Raw genomic sequence first — 25,258 nt, 5'->3', positions numbered from 1 at the left:
GCGATAAATTTCCGATCCAAAAGGGGGCTGGCTGGCATGGTTTTTCGGCCCTACAGGTCGGTCGATTGCACGGCGTCATGAATCTGGGGCGGAATATGGATTGGTTGCACGCGGTAGCGGGCCTTTTTGTCGGCCTGATGGTCGGCATGACCGGGGTGGGCGGCGGATCGCTGATGGCGCCGATCCTGATCCTGCTGTTCGGCGTTGCGCCCACCACGGCGGTCGGCACCGACCTGTGGTTCGCATCGATCACCAAGGCGGTCGGGGGCGCCGTGCACCACCATCAGGGCGGCGCCGAGGGCGGCCCGGACTATGAGGTGGTGAAGCGCCTGATGATCGGCAGCATTCCCGCGTCGCTGATCGTCCTGGCGATCCTGTCGCAAATGCATCTGGGGCAGATCAAGACCGGCGTGATCACCGCGGCCCTGGGCATGGTGCTGATCGGCACGGCGGCCGCGACCCTGCTGCGCGGACGCTTCCACGCCTGGGCGCTGGCCCGCCGGGTGGGCACGGCGGACGGCTTCACCCGCTGGCAGCCGGCGCTGACCATGCTGGCCGGGGCCTTGCTGGGCGCGATGGTGACGCTGACCTCCGTAGGCGCGGGCGCGATCGGGGCGACGCTGCTGCTGGCGCTCTATCCGCTGCGCATGCGGATGCAGCGGCTGGTGGCCACCGACATCGTCCACGCCGTGCCGCTGACGCTGGTGGCCGGGTTGGGGCATTTGTGGATCGGCAATGTCAATCCGGTGCTGCTGGTCAACCTGCTGGCCGGATCGCTGCCGGGGATCGTGATCGGATCGCTGCTGGCCACGCGCGCGTCGGATCGCGTGCTCCAGCCCCTGCTGGCGGCGGTGCTGGTGGTGGTGGGATGGCGGCTGATCGCCTGAGTGGGGCATGCCTGGACCAAGCTGGAATCGAATTTATCGCTTAGCGATTTGATAGTGCTACGAAATTATGCCCCGAATTTGGGCCTGACCGAAACTGGAGGTTCATTGGCCGCCGTTGATTTATGTCCACGCGAGAGACCGGCGGCACTGCGATAATTCGCGTTCAGATTGGCGGACAGCTTTTTTCAAAAAGATGGGGATGACGCCGGTCGAAGCCGCTCTACCGGACAAGTATGAGGAGACGAAGGAGGCGGGACCTATTTTTGCTCGAATCGATCGCCGGAGGGCAGGCTTGCTCCAAATCCTCCAAGCGTGACTCTCGCGGACGCGTCGCCGAGGAGTGTTGCGCGCCAGAACAGGGTCGTCGCCGCAATCACGGTTTCGCGAACATGCGGCGTGGCGGTGGATGCCGGTCCGCGCAGCCCGTCCTGGCCGTTGAACACCATATGGTTGGCACCCTCGAGCACCAGCAGGTATTTCCCGCCCGGTGGCATCGCCCGGAATGGACGCTCCCTATCCCCTGGCGTGATGCTCGGCATGATCGGCACCGCGTCTTTCGTGCCCGTGATCGAGAAGAACGGAATGGTGACCCTGCCGAACGCAGCAGCGTCGGATCCTCGCATCGGCGGCGAAGGGCTGAAAGCCATTGCCGCCTTGACGCGCGGGTCGGCTGTGATCCCGGCCATGGGAAAGCGCTGACCCGCGATCGCCTGAGTCGTGTGCGCGCCGAAGCTGTGACCGGACATGCCGATGTGGGCGAGATCCGCCCGTCGCAGATCGCATTTCCCCTCGCGTGGTCGGCGCCCCAGCTCATCGAGCACGAAATGCACGTCATCGACGCGCGCGACGAGCTGCGCGGGCGCTATCGCCGCGCCGATCCTGCCCGAGCCGATGATGGAGCGGTCGCTACCCTGGTGCTGGAGATTGACGACGATGAAACCCGCCTTCGCCCAGGCTGCCGCCCAGTTGGTCCCGCCATCAAGCGAACCGCCCAGTCCGTGACTGAACAGGATCACCGGCGCCCTGTGTGAACCGGCCGGCATTCGGATCCGCACCGGCACACCACGGTCGCGTGCGGCGTCGTACCACTCGGCGTCGCAAGTGGCGATCGCATCGACGGGCGCGGCATAGGCCGTTGGCGGCGCCAGCAGCGCAGCAGCGTGGAACAAGGTCTGGATCATGATCGTGCCTCCAATCACGGCATCGCGACAAGCGCGGTTATCTTGGCGCGCAGCCCGCGTGCGTGGCGGGCCTCGGCCAGCATGATTGCCCACTCGCGACATACGAGCCAGACCGGATTGGCTGTCGAGGGGCGATGCGCGAGGCCGTAGCGGATCGCCTTGCTGCTTTGCTCGCGCGCGAGCGTCCCAAACAGGCGATCGAACAGGATCAGCACGCCGCCGTAATTCTTGTCGATATACGCATGGTTCGACGCATGGTGCAGTCGGTGATGGGTGGGCGTGTTGAACAGCCATTCGAACGGTCCTAGCCGTCCCACCGCCTCGGTATGCAGGAAGAACTGGTAGCGCAGGTTGAGTGTGAGCAATGCCACCAGCACGAACGGCGGCAGCCCTAACAGCACCAACGGCAGGTAGACCAGCCAGCCGGCAGAGAAGAGATTGGTCCAGCCCAGCCGAAGCGAGGCGAGTAGCGTGAACTGTTCGGCCGAATGATGCACCGAATGGGTTGCCCACATCCAGCGGACACGGTGGCTTGCGCGATGGAACCAGTAATAGGCGAACTCGACCGCGATGAAGCCGGCTGCCCAGGTCCCCCAGTGGTTCACGGGCCAGTCAAGCGGCGTCCGGCGGGCCGCAGCCATGAAGACCGAGCCGACCACTCCTGCGTTCAGCGCCGCGAACGGGATATTGCCGAGCACCAGCCAGAGGGTGGTGAACGCGGCGGCGCCGTCATAGCCCCGCCGGCTGGCCAGCCGCCAGCCGGCTTCGGCCAGCACCAGCAGCAGCATCGTGCCCAGCCACAGCGCAGAACGCGTGACTTCCATCGTCAGCGCTGCTTGCGGAGTTCGGCGGCCTTCGCCTTGAAGGCGGCGAGTTCGGCTTGGTCGACCCTGCCGTCCTGATTGGCGTCGGCGCGGTCGAACATCGGCATCGGTGCCTTGCCGATTTCGTCGCGGGTGACGCGGCCGTCGCCATTGGCATCCGCCTCAGCGATCAACGCGCTGAGCCGCTCCACCGCATCGGGCCGGAAGCGTGCCAGGCGCTTGAAATCGTCGCGGCTGACCGCGCCGTCGTGATTGCGGTCGGCCTTGTCGAACCGCGCCGCACGCGACTGCTGGAATTCGGCGCGGGTGATCGCGCCGTCGCCATTGGCATCGGCATTGGCGAGCGCGGCACCGGGATCGCGCTGCATCTGCGCGAGCGCGGGACTGGACCCGAGCAGCGCGATCGGCAGGATCAGGAATTTCTTCATATATGGAACCTCAAATGGAGGCGCGGCCGCGCCCCCGGGAGCATGGGGCGCGGCCGCTGGGGACGTGGGTCAGGGACGGTGCGGAACGGTGCCGCTCACGGTGCGAGTCGCACCCTGCGGGCCGGTGAGCGTGCTCGAATAGTTTGCGGTGCCGTCACCATTGTTGGTCGCGCTGGTCGTACGGCCGAAACTGTTGCCGTTGTTGAGCGAGGTAGTGCGGCTGCCGTTGAAGCTGCCGTCGCCCCAGTTCGCGTCGCGTGACGTGGTTGCGCCGCGCCCGTTGTTGAACTGGGTGCTGCGATCTGCTGAATAATGGCCGGATCCATGGTCACGGCTGCGCTCGTGGCGATAGCCGCGGCCGTCGGAGGTCTGCAGGCCGCGCCGGACCGTCGCCGAACCGGGCTGGCGCGATGCCGAGCGCCACTGCGCGAAGCCGTGACCCGCTGCACTCCTGCCTGCCACCACATGACCACGGCGCACCTGCGCATCGGCTGGACCGGCGGCTGCGACAAGAGCAGCGGCAAGCGCGGCAAAGCTCAGAACATGCGTGTACATCCTTTTACTCCTAGCACTGGCGACGATCCGCCGCGGTAAACATGCTTTTGGAGGCAAGCTGTAATCCGCCTGCGACCGAGCAGTGACGAAGCGTAACAGAGTGTAACGCACGCGCGGGATGCGTTCACGCCACTGCCGAGCGGCGTTATCTGTATGGGATGGAGACCAGTTGCATTGCCGTAGTCGAGGACGATCGCGAGATTCGCGCGCTGGTCGTCGACCTGCTCAACCGGGAAGGTTTCGAAGCCGTAGGCTGCCGGACGACCCTCGAGTTCGATCAACTTAATCAGCGCCGGCGCATCGACCTTGCCGTGCTCGACGTGATGTTGCCCGGGGAAGACGGCTTCTCGCTCTGTCGCCGGCTCCGCGCTGCGGGCGACATTCCCGTGCTGATGGTCACAGCCAAAGCGGACGATGTCGATCGGATCGTAGGGCTGGAGATAGGCGCCGACGACTATCTGCCGAAGCCGTTCAACCCCCGCGAGCTGGTTGCGCGGGTTCGTGCGATCCTGCGCAGGACGCGCGGCCAGCACCGGATAAGTCCTGCTCTCGCCAATGAGCGCTACGGCTTCGGTGGGTGGACGCTCGACTTGGGCGCGCGCTCGGTCGTGGGGCCCGAGGGCGAAGAGGTCGAACTGACCGCCGGCGAGTTCGACTTGCTGCACTGCTTCGTCACCCATCCGCAGCGCGTGCTGAACCGCGATCAGTTGCTCGACTGGACGCGCGGCCGCAGCGCGGGGCCGTTCGACCGGGCAATCGACGTGCAGCTCAGCCGGCTACGCCGCAAGCTCGCGCAGGCGCCCGGCGGCGACACGGTTATCAAGACGGTGCGCGGCGGCGGCTATCAGTTCACACTGCCCGTAGAACGCGCATGACCATCGGCTCCAACCTCTCGCTGCGCCTCGCTGCGATCCTGCTGATCGGGTTCATTCTGCTTCAACTGCTGATCGCGGTAGTAGCGTTGCCCGCCTCCAGTGATGCCATACCATCCTATGGCCTACCCAGGCCGGAAGAAGCCGCAGCAATCGCCGATGCGCTCGATCGCGCGCCGCCTGCCCAGCGTGAAGCGCTGGTTGAGGCTTTCGACGGCGGGCTCTATTCGTTGAGGCTGGCACGAGCGCTTCCCGCCCGCTGGCGCTCCTCCGACGAGCTCGAGGATCTTGCCCGACGCTATCGGTCCGCGGCGCGGGGGCGCGCCGTCAGCGTCGACGGTCGGCGTCCCCGTTTGAGCCGGTGGATCGGCGATGACGTCCGTCCCGCACGCTTCCTCGCGCCGATCCGGGTGGCGATCGGACTCAGGGAAGGCGAGATCCTGCTCCTTACCAGTCAGCCGTCGGACGAGCTGCGCGCTTATCTCCAGGGACGCGCTATGATCGGTGCACTGGGCGCGCTGGCCTTGCTCGGCGTATTGATGCTCGCCGTTCGGCAGACCACCCGCCCGCTCGGCGCGCTTTCGCGCGGCGTTCGCCGCTTCGCCGACCATCTCGACGCGTCCGACCTGCCGGTGACGGGGCCGCGGGAAGTCCGGCAACTCGCGATGGCATTCAACGACATGAAGGCGCAGATCCGTGCCCTCATCACCGAACGCACGCGGGTCCTCGGCGCGATCGCGCACGATCTTCGCACCTATATGACGCGCCTCAGGCTGCGCGCCGAGTTCATTGACGATGCCGGGCATCGTGACCGTGCTGTGCGCGACCTCGACGAGATGACCGCGCTGGTCAACGATACGCTCTTCCTGGCAGATCGCGACACCGCTCCGCCGACCCGGCCGGAGCGCGTGCTGCTCGGTCCAACCCTGGGCGAGATCGTTGATGCTCATATCGAGTTCGGCGATTCGGTGACCTTGCTGTCAGTGCCTGAGGATCTCGCGGTCACGGCAACGCCGCTGGCGCTGCGGCGCGTGCTCGACAATCTGATCGCAAACGGGCTTCGTCACGGAACCTGCGTGACCGTCGCGGCGCAGGCCCATGGCGCCGCCGTCGACATTGTCGTTGAGGACGATGGCCCAGGGGTTCCGGCCGAAGCGCTGTCACGTCTCGGCGTGCCCTTCCAACGATTCGACCCCTCGCGTAGCCGCGAAACCGGGGGCGCGGGTCTGGGTCTCGCGATCGTGCGCGCGCTTGCCGGGCGCGATCGGGCGGAGGTGTTTTTCGAACAGAGGGCGCCGAACGGACTGCGCGTCGTCTTGCGCTACCCGCGCCCCTGTTCATAAGCACAGGGTCGTGGCTTACGGTGGCCACTTCCGCGCTGCACGCTTCGGGAATGACGCCCGTTCATCAGGCTTGGAACCTTCGAGACGGTCAAACATCGCCGTTCGAGCCTGCCATTCGTTCATGCGTTTTTCAGCCGCCCGCCCCCTTGGGATACAGTCGAAACCGCCAACAAGCCTGCACCCAGGAGGCCGAGCGAACCGTCGACGATTAGCGCCATCGCCTCATTGGTGCCGAACAAGACAGAGTGCCCGATTGCAAGAGCGATCAGCAGCGCGCCTGTGCCGTTGCAACCGATCCGCGACAGGCTCGCCGGCGAGAGTGCAGCCGCTGCTCCTAGCGCCGCGAGGCTGACCGCTGCCCAGGCCCAGATCGGCAAAGCTGCAGCGGCGCTAAACAGCGTGGTGATGGCCGCGCATGTCAGCGCGAGGGGCTGCCCCCAGATAGTCGCCGCCCAGACACGTTCCCAGCCCGGCGCCGGCCTGCCCTTGTCGCGCCGCCGGGCCAGCCAGATGTGGACGCCGCCCGCGGCAAGATAGGTGAGGCCAAGGCCCAGCAACCCATAGGCGATCTTGACGATACCGCCGCCGAACCACCCAAAATGGAGCGGTCCAAGTGATCCCAGGATCTGCTGGCCGACATTATTCCGCGCGGCCTGTTGCTGGTAATAGAGCGTTCCTGCGCGGTCGAAGGCGTAAACATCGCTGTTGGCGATGCGGGATGTGCCGCGCTCAACCTCGAACATGGCGGCCGCGCCTTGCTCTGTCGGATGCTCGACAACGAGATAGCTGATGGGAGCACCCGGCGCCCGTTCAGCCACTTTCGCGAACAGTGGCCGCAGGTCGATCGGCTGGGCAGGGCGCGTGTCTTCTGCCGGATGGGGCGGCGTAAAGATGGCATAGACTTTGGCGGTGTCACCCTGAAACACGGCAAGCCCGATCGAACCGATGATGACAGTGCTCAGGCCCAACAATGCGCCGGTCAGCGAGACTGTGATATGAAAGGGTAACGCCCAGACGCCGATGCGGTTGTGCAGATCGGCCTCCTGCACCCGCCGCGAGCCGCCGAGCCGCAGATGAAAGGCATCGCGGAAGATTCGGGGATGAGCAAGCAATCCAGAGATTAGGGAGGAGAGCAGTGCGACGCCGCTCAACCCGACAATGAAGATGCCCCAGCTTTGCGGTAGGTGCAGATTGATGTGCAGCCGGGTGAGAAAATGCGTCCAGCTCTCGCGCAACTCTCCGGTAATGCGCCCCGTGCCGTCGACCATCCAGGTTGTGCGCGTGCCATCCTCGGTGTCGACCCGCAGGGTTGGCCAGGGCCGATCCTTGCTGGGCATCAGGACAAAGACATGCTCGACAGGCCCCTTGGCGCGATCCATCGCAGCACGATAGGCTGCCTGAACGGCGTCCGCAGAGATGGTTTCCATGCGTTCGGCGTCCGGGTTCTCCCAGCGATAAAATTCGTTGGCAAATACGGCGATCGTCCCGGTCAGGCAGATCAAATAAAGAAGCGCAGCGAAAGCCAGGCCGAGGCCGCTGTGTCCCTTGAGCACCGCGCGCACAAGATCTGGCGATGGGAAACCCGCGCCTTTCTTCCTTGTTCTGCTCGTCGTCATGCCAGCCCTTTCAGCATGGCCGCAGCGAAGCCGACAATGGCCGTCCCCACCAACACCGCTGCGGCGCGTAGAATGCGGCTGTCGGCAAGGGTCCATGCCATTGCTCCCCCCCAGGCCAGCGGCACGATCAGACCGCCGATCAGCAACCGCGTCTGGATTTCGCCGGGTGCCCAAACGGCATAGCTGATCCCCAGTCCCATTGCCGCCACCATGCCGATGGGACCGGCGAGCGACCAGCGCAAGGTGGTGCGCCAGGCGCTGGGTGCTCGTTCCGCCGGCTCGGGCGCGAGCCCTTCCCGCGTAGCGCGTTGCGCGCGAGCCGGACGCTGCGTGTACCCGGAGGCAACGACGCCGAGCGCCGTGACAGACAGGAGCGTAACGGCTATAAATGGTCCCCGCGCCTCGCCCAGCGTCCATGCTGGCCAGAGCAGGGTCGCTCCCAGCAATGCCAGGCCTGCCCGGCGCCACCGCGCTTTGCCTGCTTTGATCTGCCATGCGCGCCGAAGCGACCATGCACCCGCCCCGCTGCCTGCGATGATCGCTGCAATAGCGACCGGAAACCCCATGTCACTCAAAACCCGGCTTCCAGCACCACGCCCACGCTGCGTGGCGCGCCAATAACGGCAAAACCAGTATAGTCGTTGACGTACTGATCGTACTTCTCATTGAAGACGTTGTTGGCGAACAGGGACAGGCTCCAGTGACCGGCTGCATAGCCGATCCGTGCATTGACGAGCGTGCGAGCGCCGACGCGGCTCTCCGCCTGCGGGATCGACACATCGGTCATGACAGCGCTGCGGTAACTGGCGTTGACATTGGCATTGAAGCCGTCAGCGAACCGCACATTGGCGCCCGCCGAAAGCGTCCATTTGGGTGCATAGGGGAATTCGAGCCCCGAGAGGTCGGTGATCGACCCGACGTTCGTCACAAACTCATCGAACTTCGTGCGCGTGTGGCCGACGCTCGCATACCAGTCGAAGGCGGATGAGACGCGATGCGCCACCTCGACCTCGAACCCGTAGACATGCGACTTGCCGGCATTGACCGTGTGCGTGTCGTAGGTGCCGTTACCGAAGTTTGCGGTAGTCTGCTGCTCGGTCCAGTCGATGTAGAAGGCGTTCGCATTGGCCGTTAACCGGCCGTCCAGCCACGCTGAGCGCAGGGATAACTCATAATTCCAGGTGAACTCAGGATCGTAAGCAAACAGTTGTGATCGTGCTGTGTTGAAGCTGCTGCCACCCGACCGATAGCCGCGCTGAACCACGAACGCGGTCGAGAGGTCGGGGGTCCATGCCATCTCAATCCCGCCTTTAGGCAGGAAAGCGTCGAACGTTCGCGTTCCCACAGGAGCCGAGCCATTGGCGTCGTCAACCAGCCCAAGCACAAAGCCATTCAGGGCGGTGATGGCGCTATTCAGGGGAGCCGGGTAAAGAGCGGCGTTCGGCAAAGTGCCGACGAAGGTTGCAACCGCTTCGCCGCCGATCTTGTTGCGCTCATGATCGTAGCGGAAGCCGCCGATCAGCGACAGCTGGTCCGTCAGCCGATATCGGGCATCAGCAAACACGGCCATGGTTTCGACCTGGGTAGGAAAATCCGAGGTGTAATCGACCGGAATGTTTGGCAGCGCGGCAGTGTAAATCCCCGCCACCTGCTGCGCCGTTGCCGCACCCAGGCTAGGTGTTAGCGCATTGATGATCGTGCTGGCGGGCGTCGGCACCAGCGTCACCTGATGCGACTTTCGATATTGATCGCGATAATAATAGAACAGACCGACAAGCCCGCTTAGCCGACCGCTTTCATAATTGAGGCGCAGTTCCTGGGTGAAGGTCTCTGCCCCGCCAGCGATGTCGCTATAGGCCCTGCTGGCAGCCGAGGAATCGCCATCATATTTGCGGATGAACTTCGTGTCTGTCCAGGTGCCGAGCGTGCTGAGCGAGAGACCGCTGCCGAGATCGTAGCGCAGGTCCAGCGTCACTTGGTCGTTATCAACATCGCTGCTGTTGGGATAATCCGAGGGGTTCGTCCGTGTCTTGAAGTAATCGCCATTCGACCGGTCGACGTAGACGAACAGATAGCCACCCTGTGTTTCGAAGTGATGATAGTTGAGCCGCGCCTCGAAGCCGGGCAAAGCCGAAGGCTTCCACAGGAGCTTGCCGCGCAGGGAGATCGAGTCCAGCGGGTTTTCCGGTGCCCGGCGGGTCGGATTGTAGATGTACCCATCAGAGTCCCGCTTTTCGGCGGAAATGCGGAAGGCAAGCTCGTCCATAATCAACGGTCCGCCACCGGCAACGGCGAACTGGGTGGTGTCAAATGAGGAGACCAGCGCCCGACCTTTAGCGCTCCAATTAAAAGTCGGGTCCTTGGTACGAATGTGCACTGCGCCGGCCAGCGCATTCAGACCCTGAATTGTCGATTGGGGACCGCGGAAGATTTCGACCTGAGCGACGTCCCACATGTCCGTCGGACCATTGGACAGAATATCCTGCTGAACCGGTGCGCCGTCGACAAATACGGTAGCCGTAGCTGCGTCGCCGCCACCCGATACCCCGCGCTGGTCGATGCCACGGATCGAGAAACCGGATGCACCGTAAGTCTCGGAGACATTCGCCGTGCGCTGGTAGATTTCCTGGATTGTGAGGACATTTTCATCGGCGATGCGCTCGGCTGTCACGACCCCGACGGAGGCCGTCGTTTCTTGCAGACTACGCGAGGCCTTCTCGCCGGTGACTATGATTTCAGTTGGCTCATCCGCAGGTGCGATGTCTTCAGCGGAGACGGGCCACGGGTTCGCAAGCGCGACGAGCAATGATGTCGATAGCAGCCAGTTCAATTTCATGATGCCCCCGCCAAGTTGATAGGGGCCTCCGTATTTTTTATGCTAATGCGAGTCAACCGCAAATAAGGGGTGGGCGTCTCCGATTGGGCTTAGCTACCTAGGCTGTATCGACATTCAGAAGATGGCGAGCCGAAAATGGTGGTTTTCCGTGACCCGGCGCGCAGCCTACTCAAAGTAGGTGAGCACCGGAAGCACGGAAATTGAAGCGAGGCACGTGACTCGCTTCAACCATTTGCAGGCCGTCAGGGTGCCGGTTGGCTGCTGCCTGAGGCTCGTGGAACTTCGGCCCTCCGGAAAGCTGATCAGGCAGCATCGACCATGACGATCTCGCTATCCTCGATCGCGATGACACGGATCACATCGACATCCTGGATCGCGGCACCGTCACGAGCATTGACCTGCACATCGTCGATCCTGATCGCGCCGGTAGCGGGAACGAGATAGGCCTTCCGGTCCTTGCCGATGGGATATTCGGCGCTTTCGCCGGCCTTCAGCGTCGCGGCGACAATGCGGGCATCGGTCCGGATGGGCAGCGCCTCGTTGTCGTTCTCATATCCGGAAGCGAGCGTAACGAAATGACCGGCACGATCGCCCTTGGGGAACGGACGGGCGCCCCAACTCGGCGCATCGCCGTTGCGGGTGGGCACGATCCAGATCTGGAAGATCTTCGTCGTGACATCCTCCAGATTATATTCGGAGTGGCGGACGCCCGATCCAGCGCTCATGACCTGAACGTCGCCCGCTTCGGTCCGGCCCTTGTTGCCAAGGCTATCTTCATGCGTGATGGCGCCTTCGCGAACATAGGTGATGATCTCCATGTCGCGGTGCGGATGCGGAGGAAAACCAGTGTGCGGCGCGATCGTGTCGTCGTTCCAGACCCGAAGGTTGCCCCAGTTCATGCGTGCTGGATCGTGATAGCCGCCGAACGAGAAATGATGCTTGGCATCCAGCCAGCCATGGTTTGCGCCGCCCAGCTGCGCGAAAGGTCGTACTTCGATCATGTCATGTCTCCTTTGAAACAGCCTCAAGCTGTCGTTGGAGCTGTCTTACGCCTTGCAGGGACTGAGGATCAGAGGGATAAATCGCGCCAATTCATTCGAGAAAGTGGAACGATGAACTCACCCGGAACGCCGACCTTCGACCAGCTCCGCATCTTCCTCGCCATCGTCGACACGGGTAGCTTCGCCGCCGCCGGGCGCTCGCTTAATCGCGCAGTGTCGGTGATCAGCTATGGCATCGCCAATCTGGAAGCCCAGCTTGGCATCTCTCTGTTCGACCGGGAAGGGACGCGCAAACCCCAGCTGACTGTCGCAGGACGGGCTTTGCTCGCCGAGGCGCGCCTCATTTCGCACGGCTTTGACGGGTTGCGCGCAAAAGTGAAGGGGCTGCTCGACGGGCTGGAGGCGGAGGTGGATCTGGCGGTTGACGTCATGGTGCCGTCCGAGCGCCTGGGCAAGATACTCCGTGGTTTCGCGGCGGAATTTCCGACCGTCCAGCTTCGATTGCATGCGGAGGCCTTGGGCGCGATCACGGCGATGGTGCTCGACCGGACGGCCGCGATCGGCATTTCCGGGCCGTTGGCGGCCGGTGTGGAAGGCGTCGAGTGCATTGCCGCCGGATCGGTCCCGATGGTGCCCGTGGCGGCGCCCGATCATCCGCTCGGCCGCATGGAACGCATCCCGCCCGGGGCCGGACGCGAGCATACCCAGCTGGTGCTGACGGACCGCTCCCGCTTCACGGAGGGTCAGGATTATTCCGTGATGAGTCCCAAGACCTGGCGCCTCGCGGATCTGGGCGCCAAGCACGCCCTGCTGCGCGAGGGGATCGGGTGGGGCAACATGCCGTTGCCTATGATTGAGTCCGACCTGATCGATGGCACGCTGGTTCGGTTGGTCATGCCGGATCATCTCGGCGGAACCTATCGGTTCGCGGGAGTCTGGCGCCGCGATTCGCCGCCGGGGCCTGCCGCCTCCTGGCTGCTCGACCAGTTCGTGGCGCTCGGTGCGGACGACAAGGAACTGGAGGGCATGGGCGATGTCTGACCCTGCCGAAGGTCGGCCGGGGCGGGGCATGAGTTCGGGACGGCTGGAGGCCTTCACCGATGGCGTGGTCGCGATCATCATCACGATCATGGTGCTCGAACTCAAGGTGCCGCAGGAAGGAACCCTCGCGGCGCTGTCAGACAGCCTGCCGATCCTGCTTGCTTACGTCCTGTCGTTCATCAATGTCGGGCTCTATTGGAACAATCATCACCATCTGATGCACGCGACCGACCGGATCGATGGTCGCGTGCTGTGGGCGAACCTGTTTCTGCTGTTCTGGCTGTCGCTCGTCCCCTTCGTCATCCGTTGGCTGAATGCGAGCGGCTTCTCCCCGATGGCCACGGCATCCTATGGCGTCGTGTTGGGGATGGCGGCGGTCGGTTACGAACTGACCGAGCGCGCGATCATTGCCTGCAACGGCGCCCACTCGGCCGTAGCGAAAGCCATCGGGCGAGACTGGAAAGGCAAGATCAGCCTTGCCCTCTATGTCATCGCCGTGCCGGCCGCCTTCTTCGCGCGGTCGGTGGCAATAATTCTCTACATTGTCATTCTTCTCTTCTGGCTCGCGCCTGACCGCAGGATCGAACGCGCGCTGAAGAATTAGGCTGTATCGACATTCAGAAGATGACGAGCCGAAAATGGTGGTTTTCCGTGACCCGGCGCGCAGCCTACTCAAAGTAGGTGAGCACCGGAAGCACGGAAGAGCGCCATTTGCAGGCCGTCAGGGCTGAATGTCGATACAGCCTAGAGCGGCTTGGACGCGGCGGGATGAAGGGCGCAGGCCAGCGTGCCCGCAAAAATCAGCCCGCCCGTCAGGATGAGCGGTGCGACCAATCCCCCATGGGTGACAAACCAAGCGCCGATGGCGGCGCCAAGAAAAATGGCGGCAACGCTGCCGATGCGCCGAGCCCAGTTGGGGTTGGTTCCGCCGGCGAAGCTGGAGTCGGCTGCAAGTCCGGTGATGGTGAGCGTGAGGACGGTCGTGGTAAGGTCGGGCACCTTGAGTTGGCGGATCGTCGCGTTGCGGAAGCCCATGGCGATGCCGGTCAGGGCGATGATGATGTAGACGCTGGAACCAGGGGTCTGGGTCGTCACGTCGAACCCGACCGCCACACCCGCCGCGACCCAGAGAAGGATCGCCTCGACCGAGGCGGCGATGATCAGCCAACGACGGAGAGGCGACCCCGCATGCCGCTTCCCGATCTGTCCGGCGATCAACGCTCCAATCATGAAAGACGTTATGGCGAAGACATAAGGCGCAAACTTGAAGCTCGGCGCGCCACTGGCGGCGAAGCCGAGGAACACGACATTGCCGGTCATGTTGGCTGTGAAGACTTTTCCGAGACCCAGAACCGAGATGGCATCGACAAGGCCTGTCGTGACGGAGAGAAGCAGGAGGAGCCAGGGCAGCGGCGAAGTGGCGGTTTTTTCGGTCGTCATAGGGGTCTCCGGTAACGTCAGACACCGACTGTTTAGCTGACCCTCTTTGATTGAAGCAGTCGAATAAGATTGAATCTGACGTTCGATAATGTCGAACGAATATCGTCAGAAGCGGAAATTGCTTTCCAGGCCCAGCATGATGATCGTCTTCGCCGGGCCGGTCTCGCGAATGAAGGCCCCTGGCGTAAAAGCCGAGAGCGATGCCGACAATTCCCATTCGGACGTGGCCTGCCAGGCGACCGTCGCCTCGGTTTCCTTGCCGATGAAGCGCGCCTTGCTGTTGCCGGCACTGCGGATCAGGTTGCCGGGAATGTCGTAGATGCCGTCTGCGCTGCTGGTGCGCCAATAGGCGTTCACGCCGAAGCTTGCGGAGACGCCGCCGCCAAGGGTGCCGCTGAGACGCGGGTTGAGGTTGATGATGTTGGTCGGGCCGACCGGCGAGAGCTCGCCGAAATATTTGCCCTTGGGGAAGAGAGCGTTGAAGGTGCCGATCTCATCGTCACCCGCCTTGCCATCGCCGCTGACGATGTTGAGCCGCAACGTCGCGGCCGGGGCGAAGGCAAGCGCAGGAAAGCTGCGGCCAATCTCCGTGCCGAGCGTCCAGGCGGCAATCCTCTGCCCCTCGAAATGACCAAGCTGGACCACGCCCTCGACATTCCAGTGCCAGTCGCGACGGACGCCGTGGGACCGAAGGCCGATGCTATGCCGAACTTCCCGCCCCGTCAGGCCACCGAAGCGGGCGAACCGATTGCGATAGCCCAGATAATAGATGTCTAGCTCCGGCAAGGCTGCATAAGCGCCCCAGAGCGCTTTGGTTTTGGAGCTCGCATCATCGAAGCTGCCGGAACCGGGCTGGACGGGGCGCGCGGCGAGCAGGCTGAGTTTGGCGCGCCCGATCAAGATATCAGCCCTCGCGCCGTCAAAGGCCAGCGGGACATTGGGGCCGTAACGCGTGCCGACAAGCCGCTCCGTGCCGAGCGACAGCATCTGGCGGCCGGCCCGCACCGTGACGGCGCCGAGATCGACTTCGCCAAATCCCTGGAGCAGATCGACCTGGGTCTGGTCGATGGGGCTGGCGGATGGTGATACGCCAACCGCGTAGGCGACGATCGGCTGCACGAAAGCGCGAGCCTTGCCGACGTGGAGATCGGCATAGGGAAGCGCGCGCAGCCATAAATAGCTGTCGTCCGGTGCGTCCGCCTCGCCCCACAGGTTGTTTTGGTAGGACTCGCTCCGGGCGCGCAGCTCGATGCCGGTCGTCATCCAGCTGTCGTCGCCGAGCGGGATATGCTTGAGCGGGCCGGTCCAGTGATGCGCGCGCTTCCCAGCATCGGCTAAATCCGACCAGTCCTCGTCATAGCGGGTGATGCTGAGCGTTGGCGCTTCCCATGCTTCTCGCTGCTGGGCGCTGACGGGCGATGCGACGCCCCCCGTCAGCAACCCGGCAACGATCAGGATCCTAAGCATCGCGCCCTTTCCGCTCCGCGACCAGCGTTACCAGCACAAAGCCGCCGATCAGACCGACATGTTCGAAGAAGGCGTTGGTCGCCATGAAGCGCTCCTGACCCGCCGGCATGGTCCAGAAGGCATTAGCGGTGAAGGCGGCGAGCAAGGTGAAGACGCCCAGCATCCCCGCGCCCAGCCACACGAAGCGGCCTGTCAGGATCAGGATCGGCCCGACAAGCTCGATGACGATCGTCAGCGCCGCCCAGAAGGCGGGCGGCGTCATGCCGAAGTGCGCCTGCTCGGCAATGGCCGCCGACCAGTCGGTGAGCTTGACGATGCCGCCCAGCAGATAGGCGCCCACCAGCGCCAGCCGCGCCAGGAACCAAGTGGGGCGCCAGTCGAGGATCGCATCGACGAAGCGCGGCTCATCCCTGCCGGTCATGGCTTCACCGATGCGTGGATTTCGGCGATGTAGCCGCCGGGGAAGCGGAGGATGGCGGATCGGCGGTCGCCCTACGCATGGGCGCCCGCCCATTGGGCCACCACATCGCGGCCGATGGGGTCGAGAAAGCTGGTGATGAGGCGGGTCGCGCCATGGCGAACGGCGGAGGCGACCGCAGCGTCGAGGTCGGTCACCCGATAGCCGGTGCGTTCCGCGCCGAACGGCGCGGTCGCCATCATGAGAAGGATATGGTTCATGTCTGTATCTCCGACAGAGTGGCGTCAGGGCTTCCAATGGGAGGGGCGCTGTCTCTGTCAGACGGCCCAGCAGCCGCAGCCCATGATCCCCCAGAAACTCTGGACATCGGCGGCCGGCACGCTCGCGCCTAGCGCCGCCGCATGATTATGGCCGTGGACTTGGCAGGCGGAGGCGCAGCCGCAGGCAGACGCCATCTTCCGTGTCGATTCATCTCGACGCCAGTGCCCGCCGAAGGTCGCCACAGGTGACCAGTCGGGCATCGCCTTGGGCGCTTCGGGCGCCAGCGGGCCGAAGCTGCCTTCGCCGTAGACGATCCTGCCGCCCAGCACGGTGAGGACCGAGCGGAGATGCGCGATCTCATCTTCAGGCACCGAGAAATAATCGTCCGACAGCAAAGCGAAGTCGGCTAGTTGGCCCGCCTTGATCTGCCCCTTCTTGCCGACCTCGTTTGAGAACCATGTGTTTCTCTCGGTCCACAGGCGCAGCGCGGTTTCTCGGTCGAGCCGGTTGCGGGCTGGATAAAGCGTCAGGCCGCCCACTGTTTTGGAGGTCACGAGCCAGCTCAGCGATACCCAGGGGTTGTAGCTGGCGACGCGTGTAGCGTCGGTGCCCGCGCCCACCGGCACGCCGGCGTCCATCATCCGCTTGATCGGGGGGGTCGCCTCGGCCGCCTTCGCGCCGTAGCGCTCGACGAAATATTCGCCCTGGAAGGCCATGCGATGCTGGACCGCGATGCCGCCGCCCAATTCGGCGATCCGGTCGATATTGCGCTCGCTGATCGTCTCGGCATGGTCGAAAAACCAGTTGAGGCCAGCCAAGGGAATGTCGCGGTTCACCTTCTCGAACACGTCGAGCGCGCGGGCGATGGTCTGGTCGTAGGTCGCGTGCAGACGCCATGGCCAGCGGCGCTCGGCGAGCAGGCGGATGACGGGTTCGAGATCGCCTTCCATCTCCGGCGGCATGTCGGGGCGGGCGACGCGGAAGTCCTCGAAGTCGGCGGCCGAATAGACCAGCATCTCGCCCGCGCCGTTATGGCGGTAGGTGTCATCGCCGTCGCCCGGCTTGATCTGCGTCGACCAGGTTGCGAAGTCCCTCAGCTCTTCCTTGGGCTTTTGCGTGAAGAGGTTGTAGGCGATCCGCAGCGTGAGTTCGCCATCCTTGTGCAGCTTGTCGATCACTTCATAGTCGTCGGGATAGTTTTGCGATCCGCCGCCTGCGTCAATCACGCTGGTCACGCCCAGCGAGTTGAGTTCGCGCATGAAATGCTTGGTCGAGTTGAGCTGATAGTCCTGCGGCAGCTTCGGACCCTTCGCCAGCGTCGCATAGAGGATCGTCGCATTGGGCTGGGCCAGCAGCAGGCCGGTGGGGTTGCCCTGCGCATCGCGGACGATCTCGCCGCCCGGCGGGTTGGGCGTGTCCTTCGTATAGCCGACGGACCGCAGTGCGGCAGCGTTGAGCAGCGCGCGGTCATAAAGGTGGAGGATGAACACCGGGGTGTCCGGCGCGGCGGCATTGATTTCCGCAAGCGTCGGCAGGCGCTTTTCGGCGAACTGATGCTCGGTAAATCCACCGACCACGCGCACCCATTGCGGCGGCGGGGTATTTTCGGCTTGGCGTTTCAGCATGGCCATCGCGTCGGCCAGTGTCGGCACGCCTTCCCAGCGCAGCTCCATATTATAGTTCAGCCCGCCGCGGATCACATGAATATGGCTGTCGATCAGGCCGGGGATCAAGCGGCGGCCACCAGCGTCAATGACGCGGGCATCCGGCGCAGCGGCAGCGCGGACTTCCTGCTCGGTGCCGACGGCCAGGAACTTGCCGTTCCGGATGGCGACGGCCTGCGCCAGCGGATTTTCGCGATCAAGCGTCGTGACCTTGGCGTTGGTGAGGATGAGATCAGTCTGGGTCATGGCGAGGCTTTCCGTGGTGGCCATTAGGGCGGTTGTGGCGGCGGCGCTGCCCAGCAGCTGGCGGCGGGTCATCATGCGTCGCGCCTTGCGTTGACGGGCAGATCACCCAGCACATGGTTGGCGCAGTCATTCTTCACGAAGCGGGCCAGTTCGGGCCAGTCGGAAAGGCGCCTGCCGACCGGGATCAGTTGTTCACCCAGCAATATTCCGGCGAGCCCGACCAGCGCGATGACGGGCGGCGCGGGAGAACGAACACCCAGCAGGCTATAGACGACGCCGACCAGCAGTCCGGCACCCAGGGAAATCATATAGGCTTTCATGTCCGTTCTCCCTTGCCTGGCATCAGGCCTTGATGAAGCTGAGCAGGTCAGCGTTCAAACGGTCCTGGAAGATGGTCGGCACGGCGTGCGGCGCTCCCTCATAGACGGTCAGGGTCGCATTCGGAATGATCTCCACGGCCTTGCGTGCCGTGATGTCGATCGGCACGACATGATCGGCGTCGCCATGGACGATCAGCACCGGGACATCGATGCCCTTGAAGTCGGAGGTGAAATCAGTCTCCGAAAATTGCGCCACGCATTCATACTGGGCGTAGGCGCTGCCCGACATGCCCTGCTGCCAGAAGGCCAGGCGCATGCCTTCATCCTTGGCAAAGCCGATGTCCCAACCGAAAAAGGTGTCGGGAAAGGACAGATAGAATCCGGAGCGATTGTCCAGAACCGCCTTGCGGATGCCGTCGAACACGTCCTGCGGCAGCCCGTCCGGGTTGCTTTCGCTGCGCTTCATGACGGGGGTCACCGCGCTGACCAGCACCATCTTGGCGACCCGCGCCGTGCCGTGCCGGCCGACATAGCGGGTGATCTCGCCGCCGCCCGTCGAATGGCCGACCAGGATGGCATCCTTGAGGTCGAGCGCTTCCATGACCGCCGCCAGATCGTCGGCGTAGCTGTTCATGTCGTTGCCGGTCGCCGGCTGGCCCGATCGGCCATGGCCGCGCCGGTCATGGGCGATGACGCGATAGCCGTTCTGGGCGAGGAACAGCATCTGGCCGTCCCATGCGTCGGCGTTTAGCGGCCAGCCATGGGCAAAGACGACGGGCTGGCCCTGACCGAAATCGCGATAGAAGATGGCGGTGCCGTCAGCGGCAGTGATGAAGTTGCTCATGTGAAATTCCTCTGGGGATGATGGAAAGCGGAGGGAGCGATTGGATCAGTGGGCTTCGGACGCGCCGAACATGGTCTTGGCATATGTGATGCCCAGGCCGTAGGCGCCGCCCCACTTCTTCGCGATCCCGGTGGTCATGTCGTAGGTTTCAGTGCGCGCCCAGTCGCGCTGCAGTTCGAGCAGATATTGGAGCGAAGTCATCGGCTTGGCGCCCAGCTGGATCATGCGCTCGACGGCGCGCTCATGCGCCTCTTGGCTGATGTCGCCGCAGGCGTCGGCGATGAAATAGACGTCGAAACCCTGGTCGATCGCCGACGCCACGGGGCCTACGATGCAGACGGACGTCCAGAGTCCCGCGAAGATGATCCGCTCCTTGCCGATGCGGTTCACCTCATCGATGACGGCGGCGTCTTCCCATGTGTTCATCGACGTGCGGTCGAGCAGTGGCTGGCCGGGAAAGGCGTCGGTGATCTCGCTGAACATCGGGCCGGAAAAGCTGTCGACGGCGACCGTGGTCAGGATGGTGGAAACGTTGAAGCCAGCAGCGGCATTGGCGACGAGCGCGGCGTTGTTGCGCAGAAGCTCGGCTGAGATCGACTTGGTCGCAAAGGCCATCTGCGACTGAAAGTCGATCATGACGAGGGTATGATCCTTGGCCGTGATGAGGGATTTGCCAGGGGTCGGGGTCGCTTTGACAGTCATGTCGGTCTCCAATCTGAAATTCGGACACTCGGTTCGTTCCGGTGTGATGGGAGCTCTAGCGTGAATGATTACTGCTTCGCAGTCTGATAAATCTTGGCCCATCGTTCGATTAAATGGAACGATTGAGTTGGAGCGGTCGGTCCGTCGCCGGCAGCGCGTCACGACGTACCCTGCACGATCTTCGCGACGCGGGCATTCGTCGATACGGCCATCACCAACTGATCGACCTAGCGCTGCAGAGCCGAAGCAGGTTGACGCGCTGCGGAAGGGTCGTTCCAAAGCTGCTTGTTGGAGGCAGGCTGATGCCCTCGGACGACCGCATCGAGCGCATGTTCGGTCACCTCAGGATCAACCGCGCCATCGCCACCCGCTACGATCGACTGGCCAACAGCTTCCTCGGCATGGTCCATCTCGCCACCGCCAGATACTGGCTCCAAATTTGTCCATGTCGCCTAGGGTGTGTGGGGATTCAGTTCAGGGCGCGGCGAAAATAGTGGATTTCGAGAACCGGCGCGCAGCGTACTTCAGTACGTGAGCACCGGAAGCGGAGAAAGCTGCTATTTGCAGCCCGCCATGGGCTGAATCCCCACACACCCTAAAGGGGCTTCTTCAAAATTGACCAGTTTTTTCCAAGGCAAACCAACGCCTGTACCCTGCCGCAAAACCGTCCTGCGTGTCACGACTATCCATATATCGCAGGTTTCGCGGTTCATGGGGGAACTACGTCCGGGAATAGCCGACTGCTGATATTGCATCTGACGTTAAAATCTGGGTCAATACGCGCAGCCACGAATCTAGCATTACAAGATTGCAGATTGGCTACGCAGCGGAAGGAACCCTTATGATAAAAATCGCGAGTTCTCGCGAGAAAGGGCAGTCTACATGACCTCTGGGTTTCCACGGATGATCCAGGATTCAACAAGAAACGATTTTTTGCCTGGACGCGATCTGATCGGGCTTCGGTCGCACCGCGTATTCGAGTCGCGCGACATCGATCATACTCGCGACGAAATCTCTCGAATCCTTCAGCCTCATGTGCTTAACCCCCACGGTCGCTGGGTCGAACAGCACTGCTATGCGGAGCATTTGCCGATCGGCAATCTTGGCATCGGCACCATACGCTTCGGCAATATGCACGTTCATGTGCCAAGCATCGCCGACTATCATCTCGCCATCATCTGCCTGGACGGCCATGCACAGATGGCGATCAACCAGACGGACTATCGGATCGGCGGCAAATCGGGCCTTCTCATCGCGCCCGGCGAGGAAATGAAAGGCACTTTTTCCGCTGACTGCGAGCAACTTTTTATTCGCATAAGCTCCGCCGCAGTGAGGTCGCACACCGGAATAAGGGATCTGGTCTTCAAGAAGGAGATTGACCTGTCGAACACGGGTCTGAGGCCCTGGCTCAATCAGCTTTCGCTCATCGCCAGCGATGTCGTCACGGCCGAACTGGTGCGCGGCCACCAGATCATCGCCAAGGAGTATGAGCGGCTGCTGATCAGCCTTTTGCTGGATGGCCAGCCCTATCTGGAGCAGCGCAGCGGCGCGAGTGCGATCGCGCCAGCGAGTGTGCGTCGGGCAGAGACGTTCATCCACGACAATGCATCCGAATCCATTACGCTGGAAGACATTGCGATGGCGGCTCAGGTTCCGGTGCGCACGCTTCTCGACAGTTTCAAGCGCTTCCGCAACGTCAGCCCCATCCGCTATCTGAAGGACGTGCGGCTGGACATCGCCCGCGAAAAACTGCGTTCCGGCGAAGGCGTGACGGCGTCCAGCGTGGCGTTCGAGGCCGGCTTCAATCACCTCGGCAGGTTCGCGGGCGACTATCTCCGGAGATTTGGCGAGAAGCCGTCAGACACGCTGCGCGGCAACGGCTCCGCGCAGTAGTTTCGATTCATGCGGTCGTCGCGCGCTCATCCGTTTTCAGGCTGGCGGTCAGAAGCAATGTTGCGATGGTGCAGACCAATGCCGGAGCGAGACCGCGTCGGGACGGCCAACGCCCGTGGACTCATCAGATGATTCCATCTTCTAGTCACCGGAGGACGAAATTTCCGCCCAGCCGTCCAGATCTACTGCGGATCGCGCCTGGAGGGCCTTGCGTAGCGGGCGGAAGCCATGAGGGTCGGCGGCGCTCACCGCACCGACCGGCACGCCGCATTCATCCAGCGCCAGCCAGCTGCCGCCATCCTCGCCCGGACCGGCCTTGAAGACGGTCCTTATCCCCTCCTCGGGAAGGCCTGCGATCTGGATGTTGATCCCATATTGATCGGACCAGAGCCACGGCAGTTGCTCATAGGTGGTGTCCAATCCCATCGCCGTCCGTGCGACTGCAATGGCCTGATTCTGGGCATTGGCCCAGGATTCGCGGCGAACGGTCTTCCTGGCGAAGGTGCAGGGAAAGGCGGCTACGTCACCCGCTGCAAAGATGCGATCGTCATCGGTGCGCCCGACTTGATCGACCATTATGCCATCATTGGTCGCAAGACCCGCCGTTGCCGCCAGCTCGCTGTTGGGCAGATTGCCGATCCCCACTACCAGGCGGTCGCCGCTGAGGTGCAAACCGCTTGCCAGTTCGATCTCGACCTGTCCGCGAGCGACGCGGACAGACTGCACGGTTTCCCTGAGGCAAAAGCGGACGCCTCGTTGCTGGTGCAGGTGTAGCAGCCACTGGGACACGGCGGGCGGCAGCGATCGCGAGCAGACGGCGTCCGTCGCTTGAACCACGATAACGTCTATGCCCATGGCGCGGGCGGTGGCGGCCGTTTCCAGTCCAATCCACCCTCCGCCTATCACGAGCAGGCGTCGCGTGGAGCGCAGGCCTTCGCGCAGGCGAGCGGCGTCATCGAGCGTCCGCAGCAGATGGATGCGATCGTCCTCGATCATCCAGTCAGGGACACGGGGCCGGCTTCCCATGGTCAGGAACAGCATGTCATAGGACATTGCGTCGCCATCGGCGCAGCGCGCCACCCGCGCTGCGCGATCAAGCGCGGTCACCCGCTTGCCCAGCGTCAGTTCGATGTCCAGCGCCGCCGCCTGTCCGGACGAGAGCAGGACCGTTTCGCCGATTGCCTCCGCGGAGAGAAGGACGGTCTTGGACAGCGGCGGACGCTCATAAGGCGGATGGATTTCCTCGCCGACGATGGTGATGCGGCCTGCGAAGCCCTCTGACCGCAGCGTCTTGGCAATCCAGCCGCCGGCCTGGCCACCGCCAACGATCAGGGTCCGCTCTCGTGCCGACACCATGTCAGACCTCGACGAGGATTCGGTCGCCGGACACGCGCACGGGATAGGCCCTGACCGCCTCCGTCACGGGCGCCGATCGCGGTTCGCCGCTGGCGATGCAGAAAAGGCCCTGATGGAGTGGACATTCGATGCAGCCGTCCTCCACGAAACCGTCGGACAGACGTGCCTGTCCGTGGGTGCACAGGTCATGTAGCGCGAAATGATCGCCATTCTGCATGAACAGCGCGACCGGCTTGCCACCCGCCGCGACCGCCACGACCTCCCCCTCGGCGACCAGTCCGACCGGCCCCACGTCAAACCATTCACTCATGTCTTCTTCCTCAGATCGGCAGGGCAAGCAGGGTCTGCACGCGGGACGTGTCGTAGATGCAGCGCAGGGACGTGAACTTCCATTCAGCGCCATAGCACCCTAGCCGTGCCGCATAGCGTCCGGCCTGGTAGACCAGCGACTGCCCCGCCTGATTCGAATTTATGACCAGGTAGCTGGCCGTGAACGACACCTCTTCCGCGCTCACCTCTGTCAGGCGCAGGCCGGACGTGAAATGACGGTAGATCGCCGGGGCGAAGATGTTAGCGTGCCGGAGCGAGGTGATGCGGTCACGCAACATGCCCCGGCTTTCGCACCGGATGATCGGTGCGATGAACCCGTGATCCTCATTCTCCTTCGGGATGATCTCGTAGAGACATTCTTCCGCGAAGAAGTCCGGCCATTCTTCCAGCCGGTCATTGTCGATCGCCTCTACATAGCGGTCGAGCAGGTCCAGCATGTCCAGACGCAGCATCATGGTCTCGTTCATGCCGCGACCTCCCTGGATGGGAAGTCCATCAGTTTCTGATAGCCCTTCCAGAAGCTGCGGATCAGGTTCTCAGTAATCAACGTATCGGTTTGCGTGGATGGAGCGTTCTTCGCCATCTCGATCACCGAATGGGCGTTGCCGTCGCGCACCGTGCCCTGCTGCACCAACTCGGTCGCCTCGGTGTCCTCCATCGAGATATAGCCGGCCGGCCCCACAAGGTTCGCTTGCTTGATCCGCAGGGCGCGCAGTTCGGGCGTATCGTCGGCATAGCCGAAGAAGTGGAAGATCAGTTCGAAGTTGTCAGGCCCCTTGGGCAGCAGCTGGCGCGCGACCAGCGTGTTGTGGATCTGCTGGATGACTAGTTGCGGGAAGACCGGCTGGATATGGTTCGTCGCGACCAGGTCGAACTCGGGAACCAGGGCGAGCAGGCTGTCGTCCTCGAGCCGGAAGCCCTCGTCATAGCTGCGGATCGCCTGTTCCTTGTAGGCAAGTTCGGTATCGGCCTGCTCCTTTATGGCCATGATGATGCTGTGCAAGCCGTCGTTCCTGTCCGTCTCGCAATGCGCCTTCATGCCTACGCGGAAGATGTTGAACGTGGTATGGAACATGTGCAGCAGGCTGGCGTGATAGGGATCCTTCACATTCTCCAGATACAGCTTCCAGTTCGAATTGGAATATTGCCGGGTGCAGCCCAGATACTCGACCGGCTTGTGGAAGACGCGATCGACATAGGCCAGCATTTCCGGCCCCAGATATTCGGCAAACGAGCCGACCGTATCGCTGAAGGTCGCGAAAACCAGTCCCCTGTACTCCTCCACCCGCAGCTGGCGCAGCCCGTTCTGCGCCGGCTTGAAGGTCGAGGGCATGCCGTCCGCGCCATTCTGGCCGCGACGGAACGGGACGCCGATCAGATTGCCGCGCGTGTCGTAGCTCCACTGGTGGTAAACGCAGTCATGGCTCTTGGCATTGCCGCGCGCCAGTCGGCACACCATGGCGCCGCGATGGGCGCAGCGGTTGACCCAGGCGGCAATGTCGCCGTCCTCGGTGCGGGTCATGACGACGGGCGTGTCGCCGACGAATGTGCTCTTGAAATCGCCTGAATTCGGCAGTTCCGCCGCCAATCCCAGGAAATTCCAGGTCGGCCCGCGATAAATGCGCTCCTGTTCCCGGTCATAGATTTCCTGACTGCTGAAAACCTTATAGGGAATCCGCGAGCCATCGCTGGCGGGAAATATGACAGAATCCATAGGGTCACTTCTCTCGTTC

26 protein-coding genes and 1 pseudogene are annotated in these 25,258 nt (G+C 63.1%); 7 read left to right on the top strand and 20 right to left on the bottom strand.

The features are described 5' to 3' along the window. Nucleotides 1-95 precede the first annotated feature (95 nt). Nucleotides 96-887, top strand: a complete 792-nt coding sequence (locus tag Sj15T_RS09185; RefSeq protein WP_020818272.1) for a sulfite exporter TauE/SafE family protein — start codon at nt 96-98, stop codon at nt 885-887. A gap of 257 nt (nt 888-1,144) precedes the next feature. On the opposite strand, the gene Sj15T_RS09180 is transcribed toward Sj15T_RS09185, so the two are convergent. From Sj15T_RS09180 to Sj15T_RS09165, 4 genes are all read right to left on the bottom strand, one after another. Beyond that, nucleotides 1,145-2,068, bottom strand: coding sequence for a dienelactone hydrolase (locus tag Sj15T_RS09180; RefSeq protein WP_013040742.1), 924 nt, complete (start codon nt 2,066-2,068; stop codon nt 1,145-1,147). Nucleotides 2,069-2,082: 14 nt separating this feature from the next. Next, nucleotides 2,083-2,892 (bottom strand): sterol desaturase family protein, encoded by an 810-nt coding sequence (locus Sj15T_RS09175; protein ID WP_013040741.1) that lies wholly within the window; start codon nt 2,890-2,892, stop codon nt 2,083-2,085. Between the two features lie 2 nt (nt 2,893-2,894). Continuing rightward, nucleotides 2,895-3,320, bottom strand: a complete 426-nt coding sequence (locus tag Sj15T_RS09170; RefSeq protein ID WP_013040740.1) for an EF-hand domain-containing protein — start codon at nt 3,318-3,320, stop codon at nt 2,895-2,897. Nucleotides 3,321-3,389: 69 nt separating this feature from the next. After that, complete coding sequence (locus tag Sj15T_RS09165) at nt 3,390-3,875, bottom strand: hypothetical protein (protein ID WP_013040739.1); 486 nt, start codon at nt 3,873-3,875, stop codon at nt 3,390-3,392. A gap of 158 nt (nt 3,876-4,033) precedes the next feature. On the opposite strand from Sj15T_RS09165, the gene Sj15T_RS09160 reads away from it, so the two are divergent. Together Sj15T_RS09160 and Sj15T_RS09155 are read left to right on the top strand one after the other, a co-directional pair. Continuing rightward, nucleotides 4,034-4,750 carry a response regulator gene (locus Sj15T_RS09160; RefSeq protein ID WP_013040738.1) on the top strand — a complete coding sequence of 239 codons (717 nt, stop codon included), beginning with the start codon at nt 4,034-4,036 and terminating at the stop codon, nt 4,748-4,750. Then, a complete protein-coding gene (locus Sj15T_RS09155; RefSeq protein WP_013040737.1) occupies nt 4,747-6,090 on the top strand; it encodes an ATP-binding protein in 1,344 nt (447 codons plus the stop codon). Before Sj15T_RS09160 ends, Sj15T_RS09155 begins: the two co-directional genes overlap by 4 nt. Before the next feature lie 119 nt (nt 6,091-6,209). Here the strand turns inward: Sj15T_RS09155 and Sj15T_RS09150 are convergent, their stop codons facing one another. From Sj15T_RS09150 to Sj15T_RS09135, 4 genes are all read right to left on the bottom strand, one after another. Beyond that, nucleotides 6,210-7,706 (bottom strand): PepSY-associated TM helix domain-containing protein, encoded by a 1,497-nt coding sequence (locus Sj15T_RS09150; protein ID WP_013040736.1) that lies wholly within the window; start codon nt 7,704-7,706, stop codon nt 6,210-6,212. After that, a complete protein-coding gene (locus Sj15T_RS09145) occupies nt 7,703-8,272 on the bottom strand; it encodes a hypothetical protein (RefSeq protein WP_041385999.1) in 570 nt (189 codons plus the stop codon). The genes Sj15T_RS09150 and Sj15T_RS09145 overlap by 4 nt, the downstream gene beginning before the upstream one ends. A gap of 5 nt (nt 8,273-8,277) precedes the next feature. Beyond that, the gene (locus Sj15T_RS09140) at nt 8,278-10,542 is read right to left on the bottom strand and encodes a TonB-dependent receptor (RefSeq protein WP_013040734.1); all 2,265 of its coding nucleotides are present in this window, start codon (nt 10,540-10,542) and stop codon (nt 8,278-8,280) included. Nucleotides 10,543-10,844: 302 nt separating this feature from the next. After that, nucleotides 10,845-11,543 carry a pirin family protein gene (locus Sj15T_RS09135; protein WP_013040733.1) on the bottom strand — a complete coding sequence of 233 codons (699 nt, stop codon included), beginning with the start codon at nt 11,541-11,543 and terminating at the stop codon, nt 10,845-10,847. A gap of 111 nt (nt 11,544-11,654) precedes the next feature. Here Sj15T_RS09135 and Sj15T_RS09130 point away from each other — a divergent pair, with 111 nt between their 5' ends. Both Sj15T_RS09130 and Sj15T_RS09125 read left to right on the top strand, forming a co-directional pair. Further along, nucleotides 11,655-12,584, top strand: a complete 930-nt coding sequence (locus Sj15T_RS09130; protein WP_013040732.1) for a LysR family transcriptional regulator — start codon at nt 11,655-11,657, stop codon at nt 12,582-12,584. Next, nucleotides 12,577-13,188: a TMEM175 family protein gene (locus tag Sj15T_RS09125; protein ID WP_253720655.1), complete on the top strand. Its 612-nt coding sequence runs from the start codon at nt 12,577-12,579 to the stop codon at nt 13,186-13,188. Before Sj15T_RS09130 ends, Sj15T_RS09125 begins: the two co-directional genes overlap by 8 nt. A gap of 140 nt (nt 13,189-13,328) precedes the next feature. On the opposite strand, the gene Sj15T_RS09120 is transcribed toward Sj15T_RS09125, so the two are convergent. The 8 genes from Sj15T_RS09120 to Sj15T_RS09085 all read right to left on the bottom strand — a co-directional run bounded on the left by Sj15T_RS09120 (nt 13,329) and on the right by Sj15T_RS09085 (nt 19,946). Beyond that, on the bottom strand, nt 13,329-14,024 hold the full coding sequence (locus Sj15T_RS09120) for a YoaK family protein (protein WP_013040730.1): 696 nt from the start codon (nt 14,022-14,024) through the stop codon (nt 13,329-13,331). A 105-nt stretch (nt 14,025-14,129) separates the two neighbouring features. Continuing rightward, nucleotides 14,130-15,491 (bottom strand): alginate export family protein, encoded by a 1,362-nt coding sequence (locus Sj15T_RS09115; protein WP_013040729.1) that lies wholly within the window; start codon nt 15,489-15,491, stop codon nt 14,130-14,132. Further along, entirely contained in the window at nt 15,484-15,912 is a 429-nt protein-coding gene (locus tag Sj15T_RS09110) for a DoxX family protein (protein ID WP_013040728.1), read from the bottom strand. Before Sj15T_RS09110 ends, Sj15T_RS09115 begins: the two co-directional genes overlap by 8 nt. 71 nt (nt 15,913-15,983) lie before the next feature. Beyond that, a complete protein-coding gene (locus Sj15T_RS09105; RefSeq protein ID WP_013040727.1) occupies nt 15,984-16,169 on the bottom strand; it encodes a hypothetical protein in 186 nt (61 codons plus the stop codon). 57 nt (nt 16,170-16,226) lie between these two features. After that, a complete protein-coding gene (locus Sj15T_RS09100) occupies nt 16,227-18,155 on the bottom strand; it encodes an amidohydrolase (RefSeq protein WP_013040726.1) in 1,929 nt (642 codons plus the stop codon). Further along, nucleotides 18,152-18,400 (bottom strand): XapX domain-containing protein, encoded by a 249-nt coding sequence (locus Sj15T_RS09095; protein WP_013040725.1) that lies wholly within the window; start codon nt 18,398-18,400, stop codon nt 18,152-18,154. Before Sj15T_RS09095 ends, Sj15T_RS09100 begins: the two co-directional genes overlap by 4 nt. 22 nt (nt 18,401-18,422) lie before the next feature. Next, nucleotides 18,423-19,244 carry an alpha/beta hydrolase gene (locus Sj15T_RS09090; protein ID WP_013040724.1) on the bottom strand — a complete coding sequence of 274 codons (822 nt, stop codon included), beginning with the start codon at nt 19,242-19,244 and terminating at the stop codon, nt 18,423-18,425. 45 nt (nt 19,245-19,289) lie between these two features. Then, nucleotides 19,290-19,946, bottom strand: coding sequence for an isochorismatase family protein (locus Sj15T_RS09085; RefSeq protein WP_013040723.1), 657 nt, complete (start codon nt 19,944-19,946; stop codon nt 19,290-19,292). A gap of 314 nt (nt 19,947-20,260) precedes the next feature. Between Sj15T_RS09085 and Sj15T_RS09080 the strand changes: the two are divergent. Further along, nucleotides 20,261-20,440: pseudogene (locus tag Sj15T_RS09080) on the top strand (transposase); the annotation flags it as partial. Between the two features lie 388 nt (nt 20,441-20,828). Next, nucleotides 20,829-21,839, top strand: a complete 1,011-nt coding sequence (locus Sj15T_RS09075; RefSeq protein ID WP_148225556.1) for an AraC family transcriptional regulator — start codon at nt 20,829-20,831, stop codon at nt 21,837-21,839. A gap of 141 nt (nt 21,840-21,980) precedes the next feature. Here the strand turns inward: Sj15T_RS09075 and Sj15T_RS09070 are convergent, their stop codons facing one another. From Sj15T_RS09070 to andAc, 4 genes are read right to left on the bottom strand one after another with little or no spacing between them, the layout of a single operon-like run. Next, nucleotides 21,981-23,195 carry an FAD-dependent oxidoreductase gene (locus tag Sj15T_RS09070; protein ID WP_013040720.1) on the bottom strand — a complete coding sequence of 405 codons (1,215 nt, stop codon included), beginning with the start codon at nt 23,193-23,195 and terminating at the stop codon, nt 21,981-21,983. Between the two features lies 1 nt (nt 23,196). Further along, nucleotides 23,197-23,505: a non-heme iron oxygenase ferredoxin subunit gene (locus Sj15T_RS09065; RefSeq protein ID WP_013040719.1), complete on the bottom strand. Its 309-nt coding sequence runs from the start codon at nt 23,503-23,505 to the stop codon at nt 23,197-23,199. 10 nt (nt 23,506-23,515) lie between these two features. Beyond that, nucleotides 23,516-23,992, bottom strand: a complete 477-nt coding sequence (locus tag Sj15T_RS09060; RefSeq protein ID WP_013040718.1) for a nuclear transport factor 2 family protein — start codon at nt 23,990-23,992, stop codon at nt 23,516-23,518. Next, nucleotides 23,989-25,239 (bottom strand): anthranilate 1,2-dioxygenase large subunit AndAc, encoded by a 1,251-nt coding sequence (gene andAc, locus Sj15T_RS09055; RefSeq protein ID WP_013040717.1) that lies wholly within the window; start codon nt 25,237-25,239, stop codon nt 23,989-23,991. The genes Sj15T_RS09060 and andAc overlap by 4 nt, the downstream gene beginning before the upstream one ends. Nucleotides 25,240-25,258: the final 19 nt, after the last annotated feature.

Origin of the sequence: Sphingobium sp. TA15 (genome assembly GCF_037101235.1) — a bacterium.
GTDB classification, from domain to species: Bacteria; Pseudomonadota; Alphaproteobacteria; order Sphingomonadales; family Sphingomonadaceae; genus Sphingobium; species Sphingobium indicum.
Note: the sequence above shows the minus strand (reverse complement) of the source record. Positions and strands in the feature narration are given on the sequence as shown.